The sequence below is a fragment of the Pantoea sp. PNA 03-3 genome (genome assembly GCF_003201175.1).
In the GTDB taxonomy this organism is placed as follows: Bacteria; Pseudomonadota; Gammaproteobacteria; order Enterobacterales; family Enterobacteriaceae; genus Pantoea; species Pantoea stewartii.
In genome coordinates this window covers 897867-914307 of sequence record NZ_QICO01000001.1, presented here as the reverse complement: position 1 = coordinate 914307, position 16441 = coordinate 897867, and the positions used below count along the sequence as shown (strand labels likewise).

13 protein-coding genes are annotated in these 16441 nt (G+C 55.1%); 11 read left to right on the top strand and 2 right to left on the bottom strand.

The window, feature by feature from the left end:
* The first annotated feature begins 2 nt into the window (after positions 1–2).
* Both C7433_RS04225 and ptsG read left to right on the top strand, forming a co-directional pair.
* Positions 3–794 carry a metal-dependent hydrolase gene (locus C7433_RS04225; protein ID WP_058708496.1) on the top strand — a complete coding sequence of 264 codons (792 nt, stop codon included), beginning with the start codon at positions 3–5 and terminating at the stop codon, positions 792–794.
* Between the two features lie 290 nt (positions 795–1084).
* On the top strand, positions 1085–2521 hold the full coding sequence (gene ptsG / locus C7433_RS04220) for a PTS glucose transporter subunit IIBC (RefSeq protein ID WP_006118840.1): 1437 nt from the start codon (positions 1085–1087) through the stop codon (positions 2519–2521).
* A 114-nt stretch (positions 2522–2635) separates the two neighbouring features.
* Here ptsG and C7433_RS04215 read toward each other — a convergent pair whose 3' ends face one another.
* Positions 2636–4210, bottom strand: coding sequence for a methyl-accepting chemotaxis protein (locus C7433_RS04215; RefSeq protein ID WP_110267678.1), 1575 nt, complete (start codon positions 4208–4210; stop codon positions 2636–2638).
* Between the two features lie 616 nt (positions 4211–4826).
* On the opposite strand from C7433_RS04215, the gene hinT reads away from it, so the two are divergent.
* From hinT to C7433_RS04170, 9 genes are all read left to right on the top strand, one after another.
* Positions 4827–5177, top strand: a complete 351-nt coding sequence (hinT, locus tag C7433_RS04210) for a purine nucleoside phosphoramidase (protein WP_006118842.1) — start codon at positions 4827–4829, stop codon at positions 5175–5177.
* 20 nt (positions 5178–5197) lie between these two features.
* Complete coding sequence (locus C7433_RS04205) at positions 5198–5566, top strand: YcfL family protein (protein WP_033737550.1); 369 nt, start codon at positions 5198–5200, stop codon at positions 5564–5566.
* A gap of 10 nt (positions 5567–5576) precedes the next feature.
* A complete protein-coding gene (gene lpoB / locus C7433_RS04200) occupies positions 5577–6179 on the top strand; it encodes a penicillin-binding protein activator LpoB (protein WP_039341074.1) in 603 nt (200 codons plus the stop codon).
* Complete coding sequence (gene thiK, locus C7433_RS04195) at positions 6163–6975, top strand: thiamine kinase (protein ID WP_110267677.1); 813 nt, start codon at positions 6163–6165, stop codon at positions 6973–6975. Before lpoB ends, thiK begins: the two co-directional genes overlap by 17 nt.
* Positions 6976–7014: 39 nt before the next feature.
* Positions 7015–8055 carry a beta-N-acetylhexosaminidase gene (gene nagZ, locus C7433_RS04190; RefSeq protein ID WP_039341068.1) on the top strand — a complete coding sequence of 347 codons (1041 nt, stop codon included), beginning with the start codon at positions 7015–7017 and terminating at the stop codon, positions 8053–8055.
* Between the two features lie 39 nt (positions 8056–8094).
* Entirely contained in the window at positions 8095–8637 is a 543-nt protein-coding gene (gene ycfP, locus C7433_RS04185) for an alpha/beta hydrolase YcfP (RefSeq protein WP_006118847.1), read from the top strand.
* Positions 8638–8839: 202 nt separating this feature from the next.
* Positions 8840–10144, top strand: coding sequence for an NAD(P)/FAD-dependent oxidoreductase (locus tag C7433_RS04180; protein WP_039341063.1), 1305 nt, complete (start codon positions 8840–8842; stop codon positions 10142–10144).
* 276 nt (positions 10145–10420) lie between these two features.
* Positions 10421–10963 carry a glycine zipper 2TM domain-containing protein gene (locus tag C7433_RS04175; RefSeq protein ID WP_033737545.1) on the top strand — a complete coding sequence of 181 codons (543 nt, stop codon included), beginning with the start codon at positions 10421–10423 and terminating at the stop codon, positions 10961–10963.
* 425 nt (positions 10964–11388) lie between these two features.
* On the top strand, positions 11389–12693 hold the full coding sequence (locus tag C7433_RS04170) for an MFS transporter (RefSeq protein ID WP_054634168.1): 1305 nt from the start codon (positions 11389–11391) through the stop codon (positions 12691–12693).
* A 138-nt stretch (positions 12694–12831) separates the two neighbouring features.
* Here C7433_RS04170 and mfd read toward each other — a convergent pair whose 3' ends face one another.
* Positions 12832–16281 carry a transcription-repair coupling factor gene (gene mfd, locus C7433_RS04165; protein ID WP_110267676.1) on the bottom strand — a complete coding sequence of 1150 codons (3450 nt, stop codon included), beginning with the start codon at positions 16279–16281 and terminating at the stop codon, positions 12832–12834.
* Between the last annotated feature and the right edge of the window lie 160 nt (positions 16282–16441).

Here is a 16441-nt window from a genome sequence, read left to right as displayed (position 1 = left end):
CTATGTTTATTGTTGATTCTCACTGCCATCTTGATGGCCTTGACTATGAAAAAAACCATCAGGATCTTGATGACGTGATCGCCAAAGCGGCAGCGCGTGACGTCAGGTTTATGCTGGCGATTGCCACAACGTTACCTGGCTTTAGCACGTTAAAGGCGCTGGTAGGCGGTCGCGAAAATATCGCACTCTCCTGCGGTGTACATCCGCTGAATCAGGAGGAACCTTACGATGTCGACGAATTCCGTCGGCTGGCCGCCGATCCACAGGTGGTGGCCTTGGGTGAAACCGGACTGGATTATTATTACCAGCAGGAAACCAAAGCGCAGCAGCAGCACTCGTTTCGCGAGCATATCCGTACCGGGATCGCGCTGAACAAGCCGATCATCGTGCACACGCGTGATGCGCGTGAAGATACCCTGGCGATTCTGCGTGAAGAACAGGTTGAACGCTGCGGCGGTGTACTACACTGTTTTACGGAAGATCAGGCGACAGCGGCGAAGCTGCTGGATATGGGGTTCTACATTTCTTTCTCAGGGATCGTGACGTTCCGCAATGCTGAGCAGATCCGCGAGGCGGCACGCTATGTTCCCCTTGATCGTATTCTGGTTGAAACCGATTCGCCCTATCTGGCACCTGTACCTTATCGCGGCAAGGAGAATCAACCGGCCTATACACGCGATGTGGCCGACTATCTGGCGGTACTGAAAGGCGTGGATATCGAGACGCTGGCGGCAACCACCACGCAGAATTTCTCCACGCTTTTCCATATCCCCCTGAGCCGCCTTGGCGCCTGACAGTTAGTTTATTTCAGGCTTTGTAATAAATACGACATATCCGCTGCTGACTCTGTTTTTGTCCAACAGAGTCAGGGGATTTCGCTGAAAAAATAGGCGGTTATGCACGTATGTTTACCTGTCTGAGCGCTCTGGTTTGCGAAACGTGATAGCCGTCAAAGTAACGAGGCGTAATTTATTTTACCCTTCGTAATAAATCAAAATGGCGGATAACGCCAACCGGTAAAGAACCTCCCTCTTTACCACGCGCACTGCGCGAAAAACGCACTCATACTCAGGAGTTTCACGTTATGTTCAAAAACGCTTTTGCCAACTTACAAAAGGTTGGTAAATCGCTCATGCTGCCGGTGTCGGTTCTGCCTATCGCCGGTATTTTATTAGGAGTAGGTTCCGCCAATTTCAGCTGGTTACCTGTGGTCGTCTCACATGTTATGGCGGAAGCGGGCGGCTCGGTCTTTGCGAATATGCCGTTGATTTTTGCCATCGGTGTTGCGCTGGGCTTTACCAATAACGATGGCGTTTCGGCCCTGGCGGCGGTAGTGGCTTATGGCATCATGGTGAAAACCATGGCCGTGGTGGCACCGTTAGTGCTGCATCTGCCTGCGGCAGAAATTGAGGCCAAACACCTGGCGGACACCGGTGTGCTGGGCGGTATCATTGCCGGCTCCATCGCGGCTTACATGTTCAACCGCTTCTATCGCATCAAGCTGCCTGAGTATCTGGGCTTTTTTGCGGGCAAGCGCTTTGTGCCGATTATTTCCGGTCTGGCGGCTATCGCAATGGGCCTAGTACTTTCATTTATCTGGCCGCCGGTCGGTTCAGCGATTCAGGATTTCTCACAGTGGGCAGCTTATCAGAACCCTGTGGTCGCCTTTGGTATTTACGGCGTGGTTGAACGTGCGCTGGTGCCATTTGGTCTGCACCACATCTGGAACGTCCCTTTCCAGATGCAGATTGGTGAATATACCAATGCGGCAGGTCAGGTCTTCCACGGCGATATTCCGCGCTATATGGCGGGTGACCCAACCGCAGGTAAACTGTCGGGTGGCTTCCTGTTTAAGATGTATGGCTTACCTGCGGCCGCCATTGCGATTTGGCATTCGGCAAAACCAGAAAACCGGGCGAAAGTGGGCGGCATCATGATTTCGGCTGCACTGACCTCGTTCCTGACCGGGATTACCGAACCGATCGAATTCTCGTTCATGTTCGTTGCGCCTGTCCTGTATGTCATCCATGCGATCCTGGCCGGTCTGGCGTTCCCGATTTGTATTCTGCTCGGCATGCGTGATGGCACCAGCTTCTCTCACGGACTGATCGACTTTATCGTTCTGAGTGGTAACAGCAGCAAAATCTGGCTGTTCCCGATCATCGGGATGATTTATGCGGCGGTTTACTACACCGTGTTCCGTGTGCTGATCGTTAAGCTGGATCTGAAAACGCCAGGCCGTGAAGACAGCGCCAGCGAGCAGTCGTCATCAGCAACCGGCACCGAAATGGCGGGCAAACTGGTTACGGCGTTTGGCGGTAAAGATAACATTACCAACCTGGATGCCTGTATTACTCGTCTGCGCGTCAGCGTGGCGGATGTCAGCAAGGTCGATCAAACAGAACTGAAAAACCTGGGTGCACGTGGTGTGGTCGTGGCAGGTTCAGGGGTTCAGGCCATTTTCGGCACCAAATCTGATAACCTGAAAACCGATATGGATGACTATATCCGTAAAATGTAACAGGCCGTAGCGTACGTTTTTGCCTTTCATAAACAGCGTTGAGTTCCGACTCAACGCTGTTTTTTTATGGCATGACATAACGGCATGACGGCGATAACCTGTTTTGGGCTGGCTTTAGCTGGCCTGACGCGTCACAAATTTAGAGGTCGTCTGCAACAGCAGATCGGACAACCGTTGCAGCTGAGCTGTGGCCGCCGCCGTTTCTTCAACCAGTGCCGCATTCTGCTGCGTATCGCTGTCCATCTGCGCTACGGCAATGCCGACCTGTTTCACGCCGGTGCTCTGCTCATGGCTTCCGGTGCTGATTTCGGCAACCAGATCGTTAACGCGATGAATCTCTTTCACCACCGCCTTCATGGTCTCGCCCGCCACGCTGACATTATTCACCCCGGTTGCTACCCGCGAGTGGCTCTCCGTAATCAACGCTTTGATTTCCTGAGCCGCCACGGCACTGCGTTGTGCCAGACTGCGAACCTCACCGGCTACCACAGCAAAACCCCGTCCCTGATCGCCCGCCCGGGCCGCTTCGACCGCCGCGTTAAGCGCCAGGATATTGGTCTGAAAAGCAATGCCGTCAATCACGCTAATGATTTCCCCTATCCGGCTGCTGCTGTCCTGGATAGCGTGCATGGTCTCTTCTACATCCGAGACGGACTGGCCGCCGCTGGCCACAATCTGAAACGCGTGTTTGACGACATCATTGGCCACCCGCGCATTATCTGCATTGCTCTGTACTGCCGAAGAGAGCTGTTCCATTGAGGCGCTGGTTTCTTCCAGTGCAGATGCCTGAGACTCGGTACGGCGTGACAAATCTTGCGTGCCGTTGGCTATTTCTGCGGAGGATTTTGCCACCTGCTCAGCGGCGTCCTGAACTTCACTGATCAGATCGCGGATGTGCTGACGCATCACAGACAACTGAAAAATCAGGCTGGAGGTATCACCGGGTTTTGTTTCGTTGTGCCCGTGAAGGTCACCGCGCGCAATCAGTCCCGCCATGTGGACCGCCACTTCCGGTTCCGCCCCCAGTTGCTTCATGACAGAGATAAAAATCAGCGTACCGAGTACGCCGCCGGCGAGGAAGGTCAGACCGATTAACAGAATGAGCGTGAACGAGGTACTGTCTATGTGGGAAACATTGTCATCAATGACCTGATGCACAGAGGCGTTGTAAATCTTCACGGCCTCCAGCAGCGGATCTCTGACAGCGACGTGCAGGCGGTCGGTCTGAGTGGCAATTTCCTTCAGGGCGCCCGGGATGTCGTTATTGTTCGCCAGCGCATAAACCCGCTGCATAGAGGCCAGATAGTCCGGCCAGGCCTGCAACACTTTTTGCGTAATCGCGACCAACGCGGGATCCTGGGACTGTTTCAGAAAATCCACTGCGGTCTGGACCGACTGCTGTGATTTTTGGTTAAATTTTATCGTATTTTGACGGGATTCGGCCGCGGTGACGTTGCCACCCGGAAAAACATACGCATAGCCCCGTCGAAAGTGGGTCGCCATTTCGCGGGCCGCCACGTTCATCATCTGAACCGGTTCAAGTCGCGATGTGTATAACTGCTGTTCTGACGCCGCCAGTGTTCTGAGAGAATGAAGACAGATAACGGCAATAATGACCATGGCGATGAGAAAAAAAGCGGTGAGAAAAATCAGTCGTTGTGACAGTTTAACGCGTTGTAAGAATCGCATAATTAACATCCTGTTTAACGGTTAATTGTAATCGTTTTCATTCAGGCACGTTATTGCGCATCAAGATTTAACGGCCTGAAGCGGTGTAAAACGCGACGGGCTCGGGATCAAACTAATCCGACACGTTATTTATAGTTTCGGCAAGAAATGATAGGGCTTTAATGATCAAATGTTGCAACCTTTTGCTGTCGCCCCCGCTCAGTAATGCAGGGACTTAAGCAACGCCCGTCACGCTGTGGATGAGCCGACTGTTGGGGCCAACAGTGCGTAGAGCAGAAAGGGCTGTCGTTGCACGGAAAGACAGCGGGTGATATCCGTCAACCCGGCCAGGACAGCAGAGGAGCGGAGACTGTGGCAACGACCCAACGTTTGCAGGGCTGCTGCGCGTGAAAACCAGAGATACGTGATCGTTTCATTACCCGGCAGGCTGCAGGAAAGGAGACGACACTGACTGTGGGGTGATAAAAATGGAAAGGCCCGTTTCGTGTCCTTACAAGGGCGGAAATGCGTTAAACACCGCCACTTAATGTAAGAAAGAGCGGCGCGAGGTTGAAAGAAAACGAATTTCTCCCGCATACTGAGAGATTATCTACCCAGGCTAAAGGAACTGCTCTCTATGGCTGAAGAAACGATTTTCAGTAAAATCATCCGTCGCGAAATTCCCGCCGACGTGGTTTATCAGGATGAACTCGTCACGGCGTTTCGCGATATCTCGCCTAAAGCCCCCACGCACATCCTGATTGTCCCTAACATTCTTATCCCGACCGCCAACGATGTTGAGGCGGCACATGAGCAGGCGCTTGGCCGAATGTTCACGGCGGCGGCGAAGATTGCGCGTGAAGAAGGGATTGATAAAGAGGGTTATCGCCTGATCGTCAACTGCAATCAGCACGGTGGTCAGGAAGTTTATCATATTCATATGCATCTGGTGGGCGGTAAACCGCTTGGTCCGATGCTGTCACATTGATCCCTGAAGGGGACCTTGCTATGCGTTCATGGCTGACAGGACTGGCCGTTTTGCTGAGTCTGACCGGTTGCAGTAGTGATAAACCGATGATCAATACGTCTCAGTCGCTGGTGATGGAATCATCCGTGCTTTCAGCGGGCATTATTACCGATGAGCCCACGCTGGATGACCACGACGGTCAGAAACGTGCCAGCAGCATACTCTACAATCAGCGTGAAACGCCGGTTGTGGTGCACTATCGTTATTACTGGTACGACGATAAAGGGCTGGAAATAACGCCGCGTGAACCCGCGCAGATTGTCACGGTGCCGCCTGACGGCAGCGTCGCTGCGGTGTCGCAACTGGGTAACCTGACGGCCAGCAAGGTTCGTCTCTATATCTATCTCTGAGGACTGTTACGTGATTCGCAGTGTTAATCGTACTGGCGCACTGATGATGGCGCTTATTCTTTCGGGCTGTGTGTTGAAACAGCAGCAGCCTGCCCCCGTGGAACAGCAAACTCAGCCCGAGGAACAGACTCAGCCCGTTCCTCAGCCTGAGCCGCAGCCGGTTCCTCAGCCTCAACCCGTTCCGCAGCCGCCAAAGCTGGTGACAATTAACTGGGATGCCACCGTACAGCCGCTGGTCGCCCAAATGGTGCGTGCCGCAACTGTGCAGCCGGGCAGCGTGCTGTTGGTTGATCGTATCAAAAACAACACTAACGGTTCACTCCAGTCGGAGAAGGCAACCAGTGCCATTCAGACGGCGCTGAACAACAATGGTAAGTTCAGCCTGGTGTCGCCGGAGCAGCTGGCGCAGGCCAAACAGGCGCTGGGGCTTTCGCCGGACGACAGTCTTAACTCACGCAGTAAAGCGATTGGCCTGGCGCGTAACGTTAACGCCCAGTATGTGCTTTACAGCACGGCGAAGGGTGACGTCAAAACGCCGACCATCCAGATGCAGCTCATGCTGGTGCAGACGGGCGAAATTATCTGGTCGGGCAACGGTGTCGCCCAGAATTAATGCCGCTTTTTTACAGCTGATTCAGGCTACAACGGGTGAGCCGCCGGGCAACCTGACCTCACTCGCGGGCTTAACCGGGCAGAGTTGTCGCATCCTGACCGCACAGGGACGCTATCTTCTCCGCCCGGCACCGCATCCCGCGATACCGTTCGTTAATCGCCAGCGCGAGCACCGTGTGTTGCGCAAGTTGCAGCCCAGCGGGCTGGTGAACGCGCCGCTGGCGGGTAACCGCCATGGCCTTATCCTGCCCTGGCAGGAAGGTGAGGTGCTGGATGAGGCGGGTTTTCGTGCACAGCGGTACGAGGTGATTACGCTCCTCCAGCGGCTTCATCACCAGCCGCTGACCGGTTATCGTGTCGTGCTGTTACCCCTGCTGTGGCAATACTGGCAGCAGTGCCAGCAGCGTCAGTATTGCTGGCTGCGCCAGCTAAAACGGCTGACAGGGCAGGGTGAGCCGCGTCCGTTGCGCCTTGCCCCGCTGCATATGGATGTTCATCCTGCCAACCTGATCCAGTCATCGCAGGGACTGCATCTTATCGACTGGGAATATGCCGCGGACGGGGATGTGGCGCTGGAGCTGGCCGCCGTCTGTTTAGCCGTGCCGGATCAGCAAACCGGTTGGCTAACCGACTATGCTGAGCGGATGCAGTTACCGCTGGCTTCACTTCAGCGTCAGGTTCGTCGCTGGCAACCATGGCTGCACCTGCTAGTGGCCAGCTGGTATCAACTGCGCGCAGAACAGAGTGGCGATGCCCAATTACAACAGCTGGCTCAACAGAGCTGGTCACAGATTTAACGGCTTTGCGCAGAGGCGCAGAGAGACAGGATACAGGTTATGACAACACGTTTTCCCGGCCCACTCATGCTGGACGTTGAACGTTTCGAGCTGGATGCCGAAGAGCGCGACATACTGCGCCATCCGCTGGTGGGTGGCGTGATTCTTTTTGCCCGCAATTACCACGATCCGGCGCAACTGGCCGAGCTGGTCCGTCAGATCCGCGCCGCGTCGCACACTCGTCTGGTTGTGGCCGTCGATCAGGAAGGTGGTCGGGTACAGCGTTTTCGTGACGGCTTCACCACACTACCGGCGATGCAGTCATTTGCTGCGCTCCACGATATGAGCACGGCAGGGGAGTTGGCCCAGCAGGCAGGCTGGCAGATGGCCGCCGAAATGATAGCGATGGATATCGACATCAGCTTTGCGCCGGTGCTGGATATCGGCCACATCAGTGCGGCCATTGGCGACCGGTCATTTCACGCGGATCCGCAGATCGCCCTCGCGATAGCGCGCCGCTTTATTGCCGGTATGCATGAGGCGGGAATGAAGACGACCGGTAAGCATTTTCCCGGTCATGGTGCGGTCAGCGCAGATTCCCATAAAGAAACCCCGCGCGACAATCGCCGTGAAGCCGAGGTGCGCGAGCACGATATGGCCATTTTCCGTACGCTGATTCATGAACAGGCGCTGGATGCCATTATGCCTGCCCATGTGATCTACAGCGAAGCGGACCCGCTTCCTGCCAGCGGATCACCCTACTGGCTGAAAACGGTGTTACGCCAGGAACTGGGCTTTAAGGGCGTTATTTTCTCTGACGATCTCTCCATGGAAGGTGCCGCCGTGATGGGCAGCTATGCGGAGCGTGCGCAGCAGTCACTGTCTGCCGGTTGTGACATGGTTCTGGTTTGTAACGATCGCAAGGGCGCCGTCAGTGTCATAGATAATTTGACCCTGATCGAAGCGGAGCCTGTCATGCAGTTGTATCATCGTGGAACCCTGAGCCGGGAGAGCCTGAAAGCGAGTCGCCGCTGGAAAGACAATGCGCAGCAGCTCAGTGCGCTACAGGCGCGCTGGCTGGCACATAAAGCCGCGTTATAGCCATCAGGTTGCCCGGCGCGACAGCCATAGAGGATAAACATGATTATTTATCTGCACGGTTTTGACGCGACGAGCCCGGGCAACCACGAAAAGGTGTTGCAACTGCAGTTTATCGATCCTGATGTCAGACTCATTAGTTACAGCACCCGTCATCCTAAACATGACATGCAATTTCTGCTGAAAGAAACGGATAAAATGCTGGGCCTCAGTGATGATCCCCGTCCGCTGATCTGCGGGGTCGGCTTAGGAGGCTACTGGTCCGAGCGTATTGGTTTTTTATGCGGTATCCGTCAGGTCCTGTTTAATCCCAACCTCTTTCCCTTCGAGACCATGGAAGGCAGGATTGATCGTCCTGAAGAGTACCTGGATATAGCCACCAAGTGCGTCAGCGATTTTCGCGAGCGTAATCGTGACCGCTGCCTGACCATTTTAGCGCGTCATGATGAGGCGCTTGACAGCCAGCGCACCGCGACGCTGCTCCAGCCCTATTACCCCCTTATCTGGGACGAAAGCGAAAGCCATAAGTTCAGGAATCTCTCGCCCCATCTCCAGCGAATCAACGCCTTCAAAACCACCGTGTAACACAACGCGGCAACCGCACGATGCCGGGCTTTATGCCAGGAACAGTCTGCTAAATTTGATGTACATCAATTTTCTGAGGCCCATCCGGGGCCGTCATGGTATTCTGCCTTCAGATAGCGATGTTATGTCGCCAACCCTATGTTTATTAAGGTTTAATTTAACCATTGATTAACTTTTGGTTCACAATTTGAGGGGGTCCTTGTTGACTGCATCTGTTAAGAAAATTGTTATTGTTGGCGGCGGTGCCGGCGGGCTGGAAATGGCCACGCAACTGGGCCACAAGCTGGGGCGTAAAAAGAAAGCCGAGATTATTCTGGTCGATCGCAACCACAGTCACTTGTGGAAGCCGCTGCTGCATGAAGTCGCTACCGGATCGATGGATGAAGGGATTGATGCGCTGAGTTATCTGGCGCATGCCCGTAATCACGGTTTCCAGTTCCAGCTGGGTTCGCTCACTAACATCAACCGCGAAAAGAAAGTGATTCAGCTGGCCGAAGTGGTCAATGCGCAGGGGGACGTGTTAGTGCCCGAGCGCGAACTGGCCTACGACACGCTGGTGATGGCGCTGGGCAGTACCTCAAACGACTTTGGGACGCCGGGCGTCAAAGATCACTGCATTTTTCTCGATAACCCGCAACAGGCTCGCCGTTTCCATAACGAAATGCTCAACCTGTTCCTGAAATTCTCGGCCAGTGAAGGGGCGCTGGAGAAGGTCAATATCGCCATCGTCGGGGGCGGAGCAACAGGCGTTGAGCTGTCGGCGGAGCTGCATAATGCCGTGAAGCAACTGCACAGCTATGGCTATAAGGCGCTCGACAGTGAAGCGCTGAACGTAACGCTGGTGGAAGCGGGCGAACGTATCCTGCCAGCCTTACCACCGCGTATTTCGGCTGCGGCCCATCAGGAACTGTCAAAGCTGGGTGTTCGCGTGCTGACACAAACGATGGTCACCAGCGCAGATAAGCAGGGCCTGCACACGAAGAGCGGCGAATTTATCGAAGCCGATTTAATGGTCTGGGCAGCGGGCATCAAAGCGCCTGATTTTATGAAAGGCATCGGTGGACTGGAAACGAATCGCATTAATCAGCTGGTGGTCAAAGACACGCTGCAAACCACGTTGGATGAGGATATCTACGCTATCGGCGACTGTGCCTCCTGTGCCTTGCCGGGTGGCGGATTCGTGCCACCGCGTGCGCAGTCAGCTCATCAGATGGCGTCCTGTGCGCTGGATAACATCCTGCTGCAGTACCGGGGCAAGCCGTTGAAAGCCTACGTCTATAAAGACCACGGCTCGCTGGTGTCGCTGTCGCGCTTTAGTACGGTGGGAAGCCTGATGGGCAACCTGATGCGCGGCTCTATGATGATTGAAGGGCGCATCGCCCGTGTTGTCTATATCTCCCTGTACCGCATGCATCAGGTCGCCCTGCATGGCTATATCAAAACTGGCCTGATGATGGTGGTGGGGAGCCTGAACCGGGTGATTCGCCCCCGGCTGAAACTGCACTAAGAGTACGGGGCGGATTCGCCTGACTTCGCCACCGGTGCTGTTCCGGTGGCGAAACCCGCGCACGATTTTACGCTGTCATTTCTGTTCAGAACTCTCCGAAAACGTGGTAGTACCACTGTTGGCGCGATTTTCTTCCCAAATTCCGATATTGCAAAAGCTTTACATCTGTAAAACTTATCTCAACCAAACGGCGAGTCGCGCACGCCGGTTCTGCCAGTGCTGTGAGGGATATCCAGCGGCAGGAATGCGCGGTAACACTTTCAGGAGGAACTTCCTGTGAATAAATCAATGTTAGCGGGTATCGGTATTGGCGTGGCAGCGGCACTGGGTGTTGCCGCCGTAGCAAGCATTAACGTGTTTGACCGCGGTCCTCAATACGCACAGGTGCTGTCAGCAACACCAATAAAAGAATCTATCAAACAACCGCGTCAGGAATGTCGTAACGTGACGCTGACGCATCGTCGTCCGGTTCAGGATGAAAACCGTATCGCCGGTTCAGTACTGGGTGCGGTAGCGGGCGGTGTGCTGGGTCATCAGTTTGGCGGCGGTCGCGGACGCGATGTCGCAACGGTAGCCGGTGCGCTGGCAGGCGGTTATGCCGGTAATCAGGTTCAGGGCGGCCTGCAGGATCGTGATACCTATACGACGTCTGAACAGCGTTGCAGAACCGTATACGACAAACAAGAAAAGATGCTGGGTTATGACGTAACCTACAAGATCGGCGACCAGCAGGGTAAAATCCGTATGGAAAACGATCCGGGTACGCGTATTCCGGTTGACCGTAACGGACAATTGATCCTGAACGGCGACAAGGCTTAAGGGCAAAGCTTGCCGCACTGCGGTCACACAGCACACATAACAAAAATGATAAGCGCATCTCCGGATGCGCTTTTTTTTGCTTATCCGAACGCTAAAGCGCGCAACCGAACGATAGCCTCTTCCAGGCTGCTCGCCGTGCATGGCTGACCTTATGCATCAGATCCCGGCTGCCCGGTAAATATGACTGCGTTAAAGCGGCGGCGTCAGGCTGACATTTTCATTCACGCGATTCACAGACAGTCACGTCAGGACAGTTTTTGTAACACATTACTTGCTGGATTTTTACATATTTAGAACAAAGTGCACAGTCAGGGAAAGAGCATTACGCTTAATTACTCTTTCTTATCAAATGCATTGAGAAAGCAGGCTAACCGTTGATAACAAAACCGGTTTGCTTCGGTGCAAAAGTAAAAGGGAACAGTTCAATGCGTGATAACACCTCAGTCGAGCACAGCACGGTGCGCAAGATGGCATGGCGGCTGATGCCGCTGTTTACGGTAGGCTATTTTCTGGCGTCCCTTGACCGCGTCAACGTCGGCTTTGCGGCATTACAAATGAATGGCGACATCGGCTTATCCGCTGCCGCATACGGCCTGGGTGCAGGGCTGTTTTTCTTTGCCTACTGCCTTTTCGCCGTGCCCTGCAATATGGTGATGACAAAAGTGGGCGCAACCCGCTGGCTGTCTGCCGTCATGATTGCATGGGGATTGCTGGCGGCGGGCATGTCAATGGCGCAGGGCCCGGTATCTTTTTATCTTCTCCGGTTTTTACTGGGGATCGCGGAAGCCGGCTTTTTCCCGGGCGTCATTTATTACTTTACGCTTTGTTTTCCCAAACGTTATCGCGGACAAATGGTGGCCATCCTGATGATGGCGCTGCCGGTGTCCAGCGTGCTGGGTTCACCACTGTCCGCCGCACTGCTTAATTTCGATGGCCTGATGAACCTGCGTGGCTGGCATTGGTTATTTATCCTTGAAGGTGCGCCGGCTGTCGCGCTGGGCTTCCTGACTTTTCTGATGTTGCCGAAGCAGCCTCTGGAGGCTAAATGGCTGAGCCCGCAGGAAAGCAGCTGGTTACGCCATACGATGGCGGAAGAGCAGAAAAGTACCGCCCCGACAACTCCGCGCGTCAGCCTGTTCGCCACGTTGTTCAGTCCGCGCGTGCTGCTGCTGACGCTTATTTATCTGGGCGGAACCGCCGTTACCAATGGTCTGGCATTATGGCAACCTCAAATCATTAAAACCTTTAACCTGAGCGTTATTCAGATTGGCTTAGTCAATGCCATTCCGTTCGCGGTGGCGAGCCTGGCGATGTATCTGTGGGGACGTCACTCTGACCAGACAGGCGAGCGTCGTCTGCACACCGCTTTTCCGTTATTGCTGGGAGCGACTGGTCTTGCGGCCAGCATGTATGTTACCCATCTCTGGCCGATGCTGATGGTGCTATGCCTGACCATTACCGCAGCGTCGATGATTAAGGGCCCGTTCTGGGCGATGGCAACCGAGATGATCCCCGCCAGCGCGGCGGCTGTGGTCATCGGGCAAATCAACGCCCTTAATAATCTGGGCGTGTTTGTGGGCACCTGGCTAATCGGCTTAATTCGCACCAGCACGGGGAGTTTTACCTATGCGCTGACGCCCCTGATGCTGGTCACGTCCTGTGCCTGCCTTGGCGCGCTGTTGATTGGCCGACGTCAGTCACCGCGTGATCCGCATAAAAAGCCTGTCTGACACCACGGCATGAATGCACGCTCCTGATGAAAAGCGTGGCGGCGGAAACAGGCGCATGAAACGCACTTCTCAGCCAACCATAAAAAAAGCCGCCGTAAGGCGGCTTGTCAGCACAATGAAGCAAAACGATAAGCGAGGTTAAGACGCGACCTGATTTTCCAGTAACTGGTTCATAAATGACTGCACCCAGTCCATGCGCACCTTTCGTTCCGTCAGCTCACGGGTAAAGCGTAACCGTGTCGGACCTTCCAGTTTCCACTGCTTTGCATCTTTCTGCAGCAGACCAATGAGCCAGGCCGGATCGACACTGTTCTGCGGAGCAAAATCAAAATAACCGCCTTTGTCGCTGGCTTCAATTTTGCGCACGCCCACCGCTCGCGCTTTCATGCGCAGCACGGCGATGTCCAGCAGATTACGCGCCGGATCGGGTAACAGACCGAAGCGATCGATCATTTCCACCTTCAGCTCCTGCAACTCCTCTTCCGTTTCGGCACTGGCTACGCGTTTATACAGCGATAAACGGGTATTCACGTCCGGAATAAAGTCTTCCGGCAGCAGGGCAGGCATGCGCAGTTCCACTTCGGTCTGGCTACTGGTGAGATCTTCCAGCGAAGGCTCGCGACCGGCTTTCAATGCATCGACCGCATTTTCCAGCAGTTCCATGTACAGCGAGAAGCCCAGGGTTTCCATCTGACCACTTTGCTCTTCACCCAGCAGTTCACCGGCACCCCGAATTTCGAGATCGTGCGTAGCCAGCGCAAAGCCTGCCCCCAGATCTTCCAGGGAGGCGATGGCTTCCAGACGTTTTTGCGCGTCGGTCGTCATGGCTTTGGGATGTGGGGTCAGCAGCCAGGCATAAGCCTGATGGTGCGACCGGCCCACGCGACCACGCAACTGATGTAGCTGTGCCAGCCCGAAGTGATCGGCCCGTTCAATAATGATGGTATTCGCCGTCGGAATATCAATGCCGGTTTCGATGATGGTGGTACATACCAGAACATTGAAACGCTGATGATGGAAGTCATTCATCACCCGTTCCAGATCGCGTTCGCGCATCTGTCCGTGACCAATGGCAATGCGCGCTTCCGGCACCAGTTCCGCCAGCCGCTGCGAGGCTTTCTCGATATTTTCGACATCGTTATACAGGTAATAGACCTGACCACCGCGCAAAATTTCACGCAAAATGGCTTCGCGAATCACTAAGTCGTCGTATTCCCGTACAAAGGTTTTTACGGCCAGACGACGCGCGGGTGGCGTGGCGATGATGGACAGGTCGCGCATCCCGCTCATGGCCATATTCAGCGTACGGGGAATCGGCGTGGCGGTCAGCGTAAGGATATCCACATCGGCGCGCATCGCCTTGATGCGCTCTTTATGACGCACGCCAAAGCGGTGTTCTTCATCGACGATCAGTAAGCCCAGATCGTGCCACTTAATGTCGCTCATCAATAGTTTGTGAGTGCCAATCAGCACATCAATTTTGCCTTCGCTGGCCTCCTGCAAAATCTGATTCTGCTCTTTGGCGCTACGGAAGCGTGACAGCATTTCGATGCGCACCGGCCAGTTAGCGAAGCGGTCACGGAAATTATCGTAATGCTGCTGAGCCAGCAGGGTGGTGGGAACCAGCACCGCCACCTGCTTGTTGTTCTCCACCGCCAGGAAGGCCGCGCGCATGGCAACTTCGGTTTTACCAAAGCCCACATCACCGCACACCAGACGATCCATGGCCAGCGGCTGGCACATGTCACTTAACACGGCATTGATGGCCTGGGTTTGATCGGGTGTGGTTTCAAACGGAAAACTTTCGCAGAACAGTTGATACTGCTCACGGTCATGTTTGAAGGCAAACCCGGCCTTGGCGGCACGCTGAGCATAGATATCCAGCAGTTCAGCGGCCACGTCGCGCACTTTCTCCGCCGCTTTCTGCCGCGCGCGCGACCAGGCATCGCTGCCCAGTTTATGCAGCGGTGCATTTTCGTCGGCACCGCCGGCATAACGACTGATAAGATGCAGGGAGGAAACCGGGACGTACAACTTGGCGTCATTGGCATAGGAGAGCATCAAATACTCTGCCTGAATGCCACCGGCTTCCAGCGTGGTCAGGCCGATGTAGCGCCCGACGCCGTGTTCAAGGTGCACCACAGGCTGGCCCGGATGCAGTTCCGCCAGGTTGCGAATCAGGATGTCCGGATTAATGGTGCGGCGCGTATCCTGGCGGCGGCGGCTGATGCGTTCGCCCAGCAAATCGCTTTCACAGATGAAAGCCAGCTTCCCCTGCGTATCCACAAAGCCCCGCTCGCTGGCACCGATCATCAGACCATACTGTGCGTCACGCGCCTCGCGCAGATGACGAATGGGTTTCGGCCGTACTTTAATGCGCGCCAGCAACTCCTGCAGGCTTTCACGGCGGCCTTCGCTTTCAACGGAAAACACCACGTCACCGGTAAACTGTTCCAGGAACTGACGTAAATGATCCAGCGGCGCTTTCGCCTGCGCCTGAACGGACAGATCGGGCAGGGATTCATAGCCCAGGTTGGTATTGGCGGCCCGGGCCGGTAGCACCTCATGGGTCATACGGATACGCGGCCAGGCTTTGAGTTCCCCCATTAAGGCATCCGGGCGCAGCCACAGCGTGGTCGGCTCCAGCAGCGGGCGCATGGGATCGACACGGCGGTTTTCGTAACGCGCATTCGCATCCTGCCAGAAGCGCTCGGCACAGCCTTCCAGATCGCCACAGTTCACGATCAACGTGTTGTCAGGCAGATAGCTAAACAGCGACGGTAACGGCTGGTCGAAGAACAGCGGTTGCCAGTATTCAATACCGGCCGGCAGGGTGCCTTTGCTTACCTGCTGATAAATATGCTCTGCCTCACGGCGCACATCAAAGTTTTCACGCCAGCGGCTACGGAACAGTTCAATGGCTGTTTTATCGCTGGGAAATTCATGGGCCGGCAGCAAATTAATGGCGGGAACGGCTTCCAGCGTTCGCTGGCTGTCGACATCAAACAGGCGCAGGCTGTCGATCTCGTCATCAAAAAAATCGATACGGTAGGGCTGATCACTGCCCATCGGGAACAGATCGAGCAGGGCGCCGCGTGTGGCGTACTCGCCGTGCTCCATCACCTGATCGACATGGCGATAGCCGGCCTGTTCAAGCTGGTCGCGCAGGCGGTCGCGTGACAGTTTCTGGCCCTGCTGCATCACCAGCGCATGACCGTGCAGGTAGCTGTGAGGACAAACACGCTGCATCAGCGTGTTGACCGGCATAATCAGCATGCCGCGTTGCAGCGTGGGCAACTGATACAGGGTGGACAGACGTGCCGAGATAATATCCTGGTGGGGTGAGAAGCTGTCATAAGGCAGCGTTTCCCAGTCCGCAAGGTGGGTAACAGGTAAATCGGTAAACTGACGAATCTCGTCCAGCAGACGCAGGGCGGTTTGCGTATCGGGTGTAATCATTAACACCGGACCTGCATGGCGCTCAGTGATGCTGGCACACTCAACCGCGTGCGCAGCGCCAGTCAGCTGACCGAGCAGGCGTTGGTCGCCTGATTTCACGGGCAGGGTATAGCGAGTCGGTTCGGACATGTGATCTCGAGGTTGCTCCATTTTTACCAGGGCGTCATCATTCCATAATACGCCATGGGGATCACCTCTGCGGCAGATTTTTTCTGCCGCTTCGCCTGATGCAGGCGATGCAGAAGGGTTGCTGTGTGTAAATCTTTTTTGCGAACAGGGCTCGCAGGAA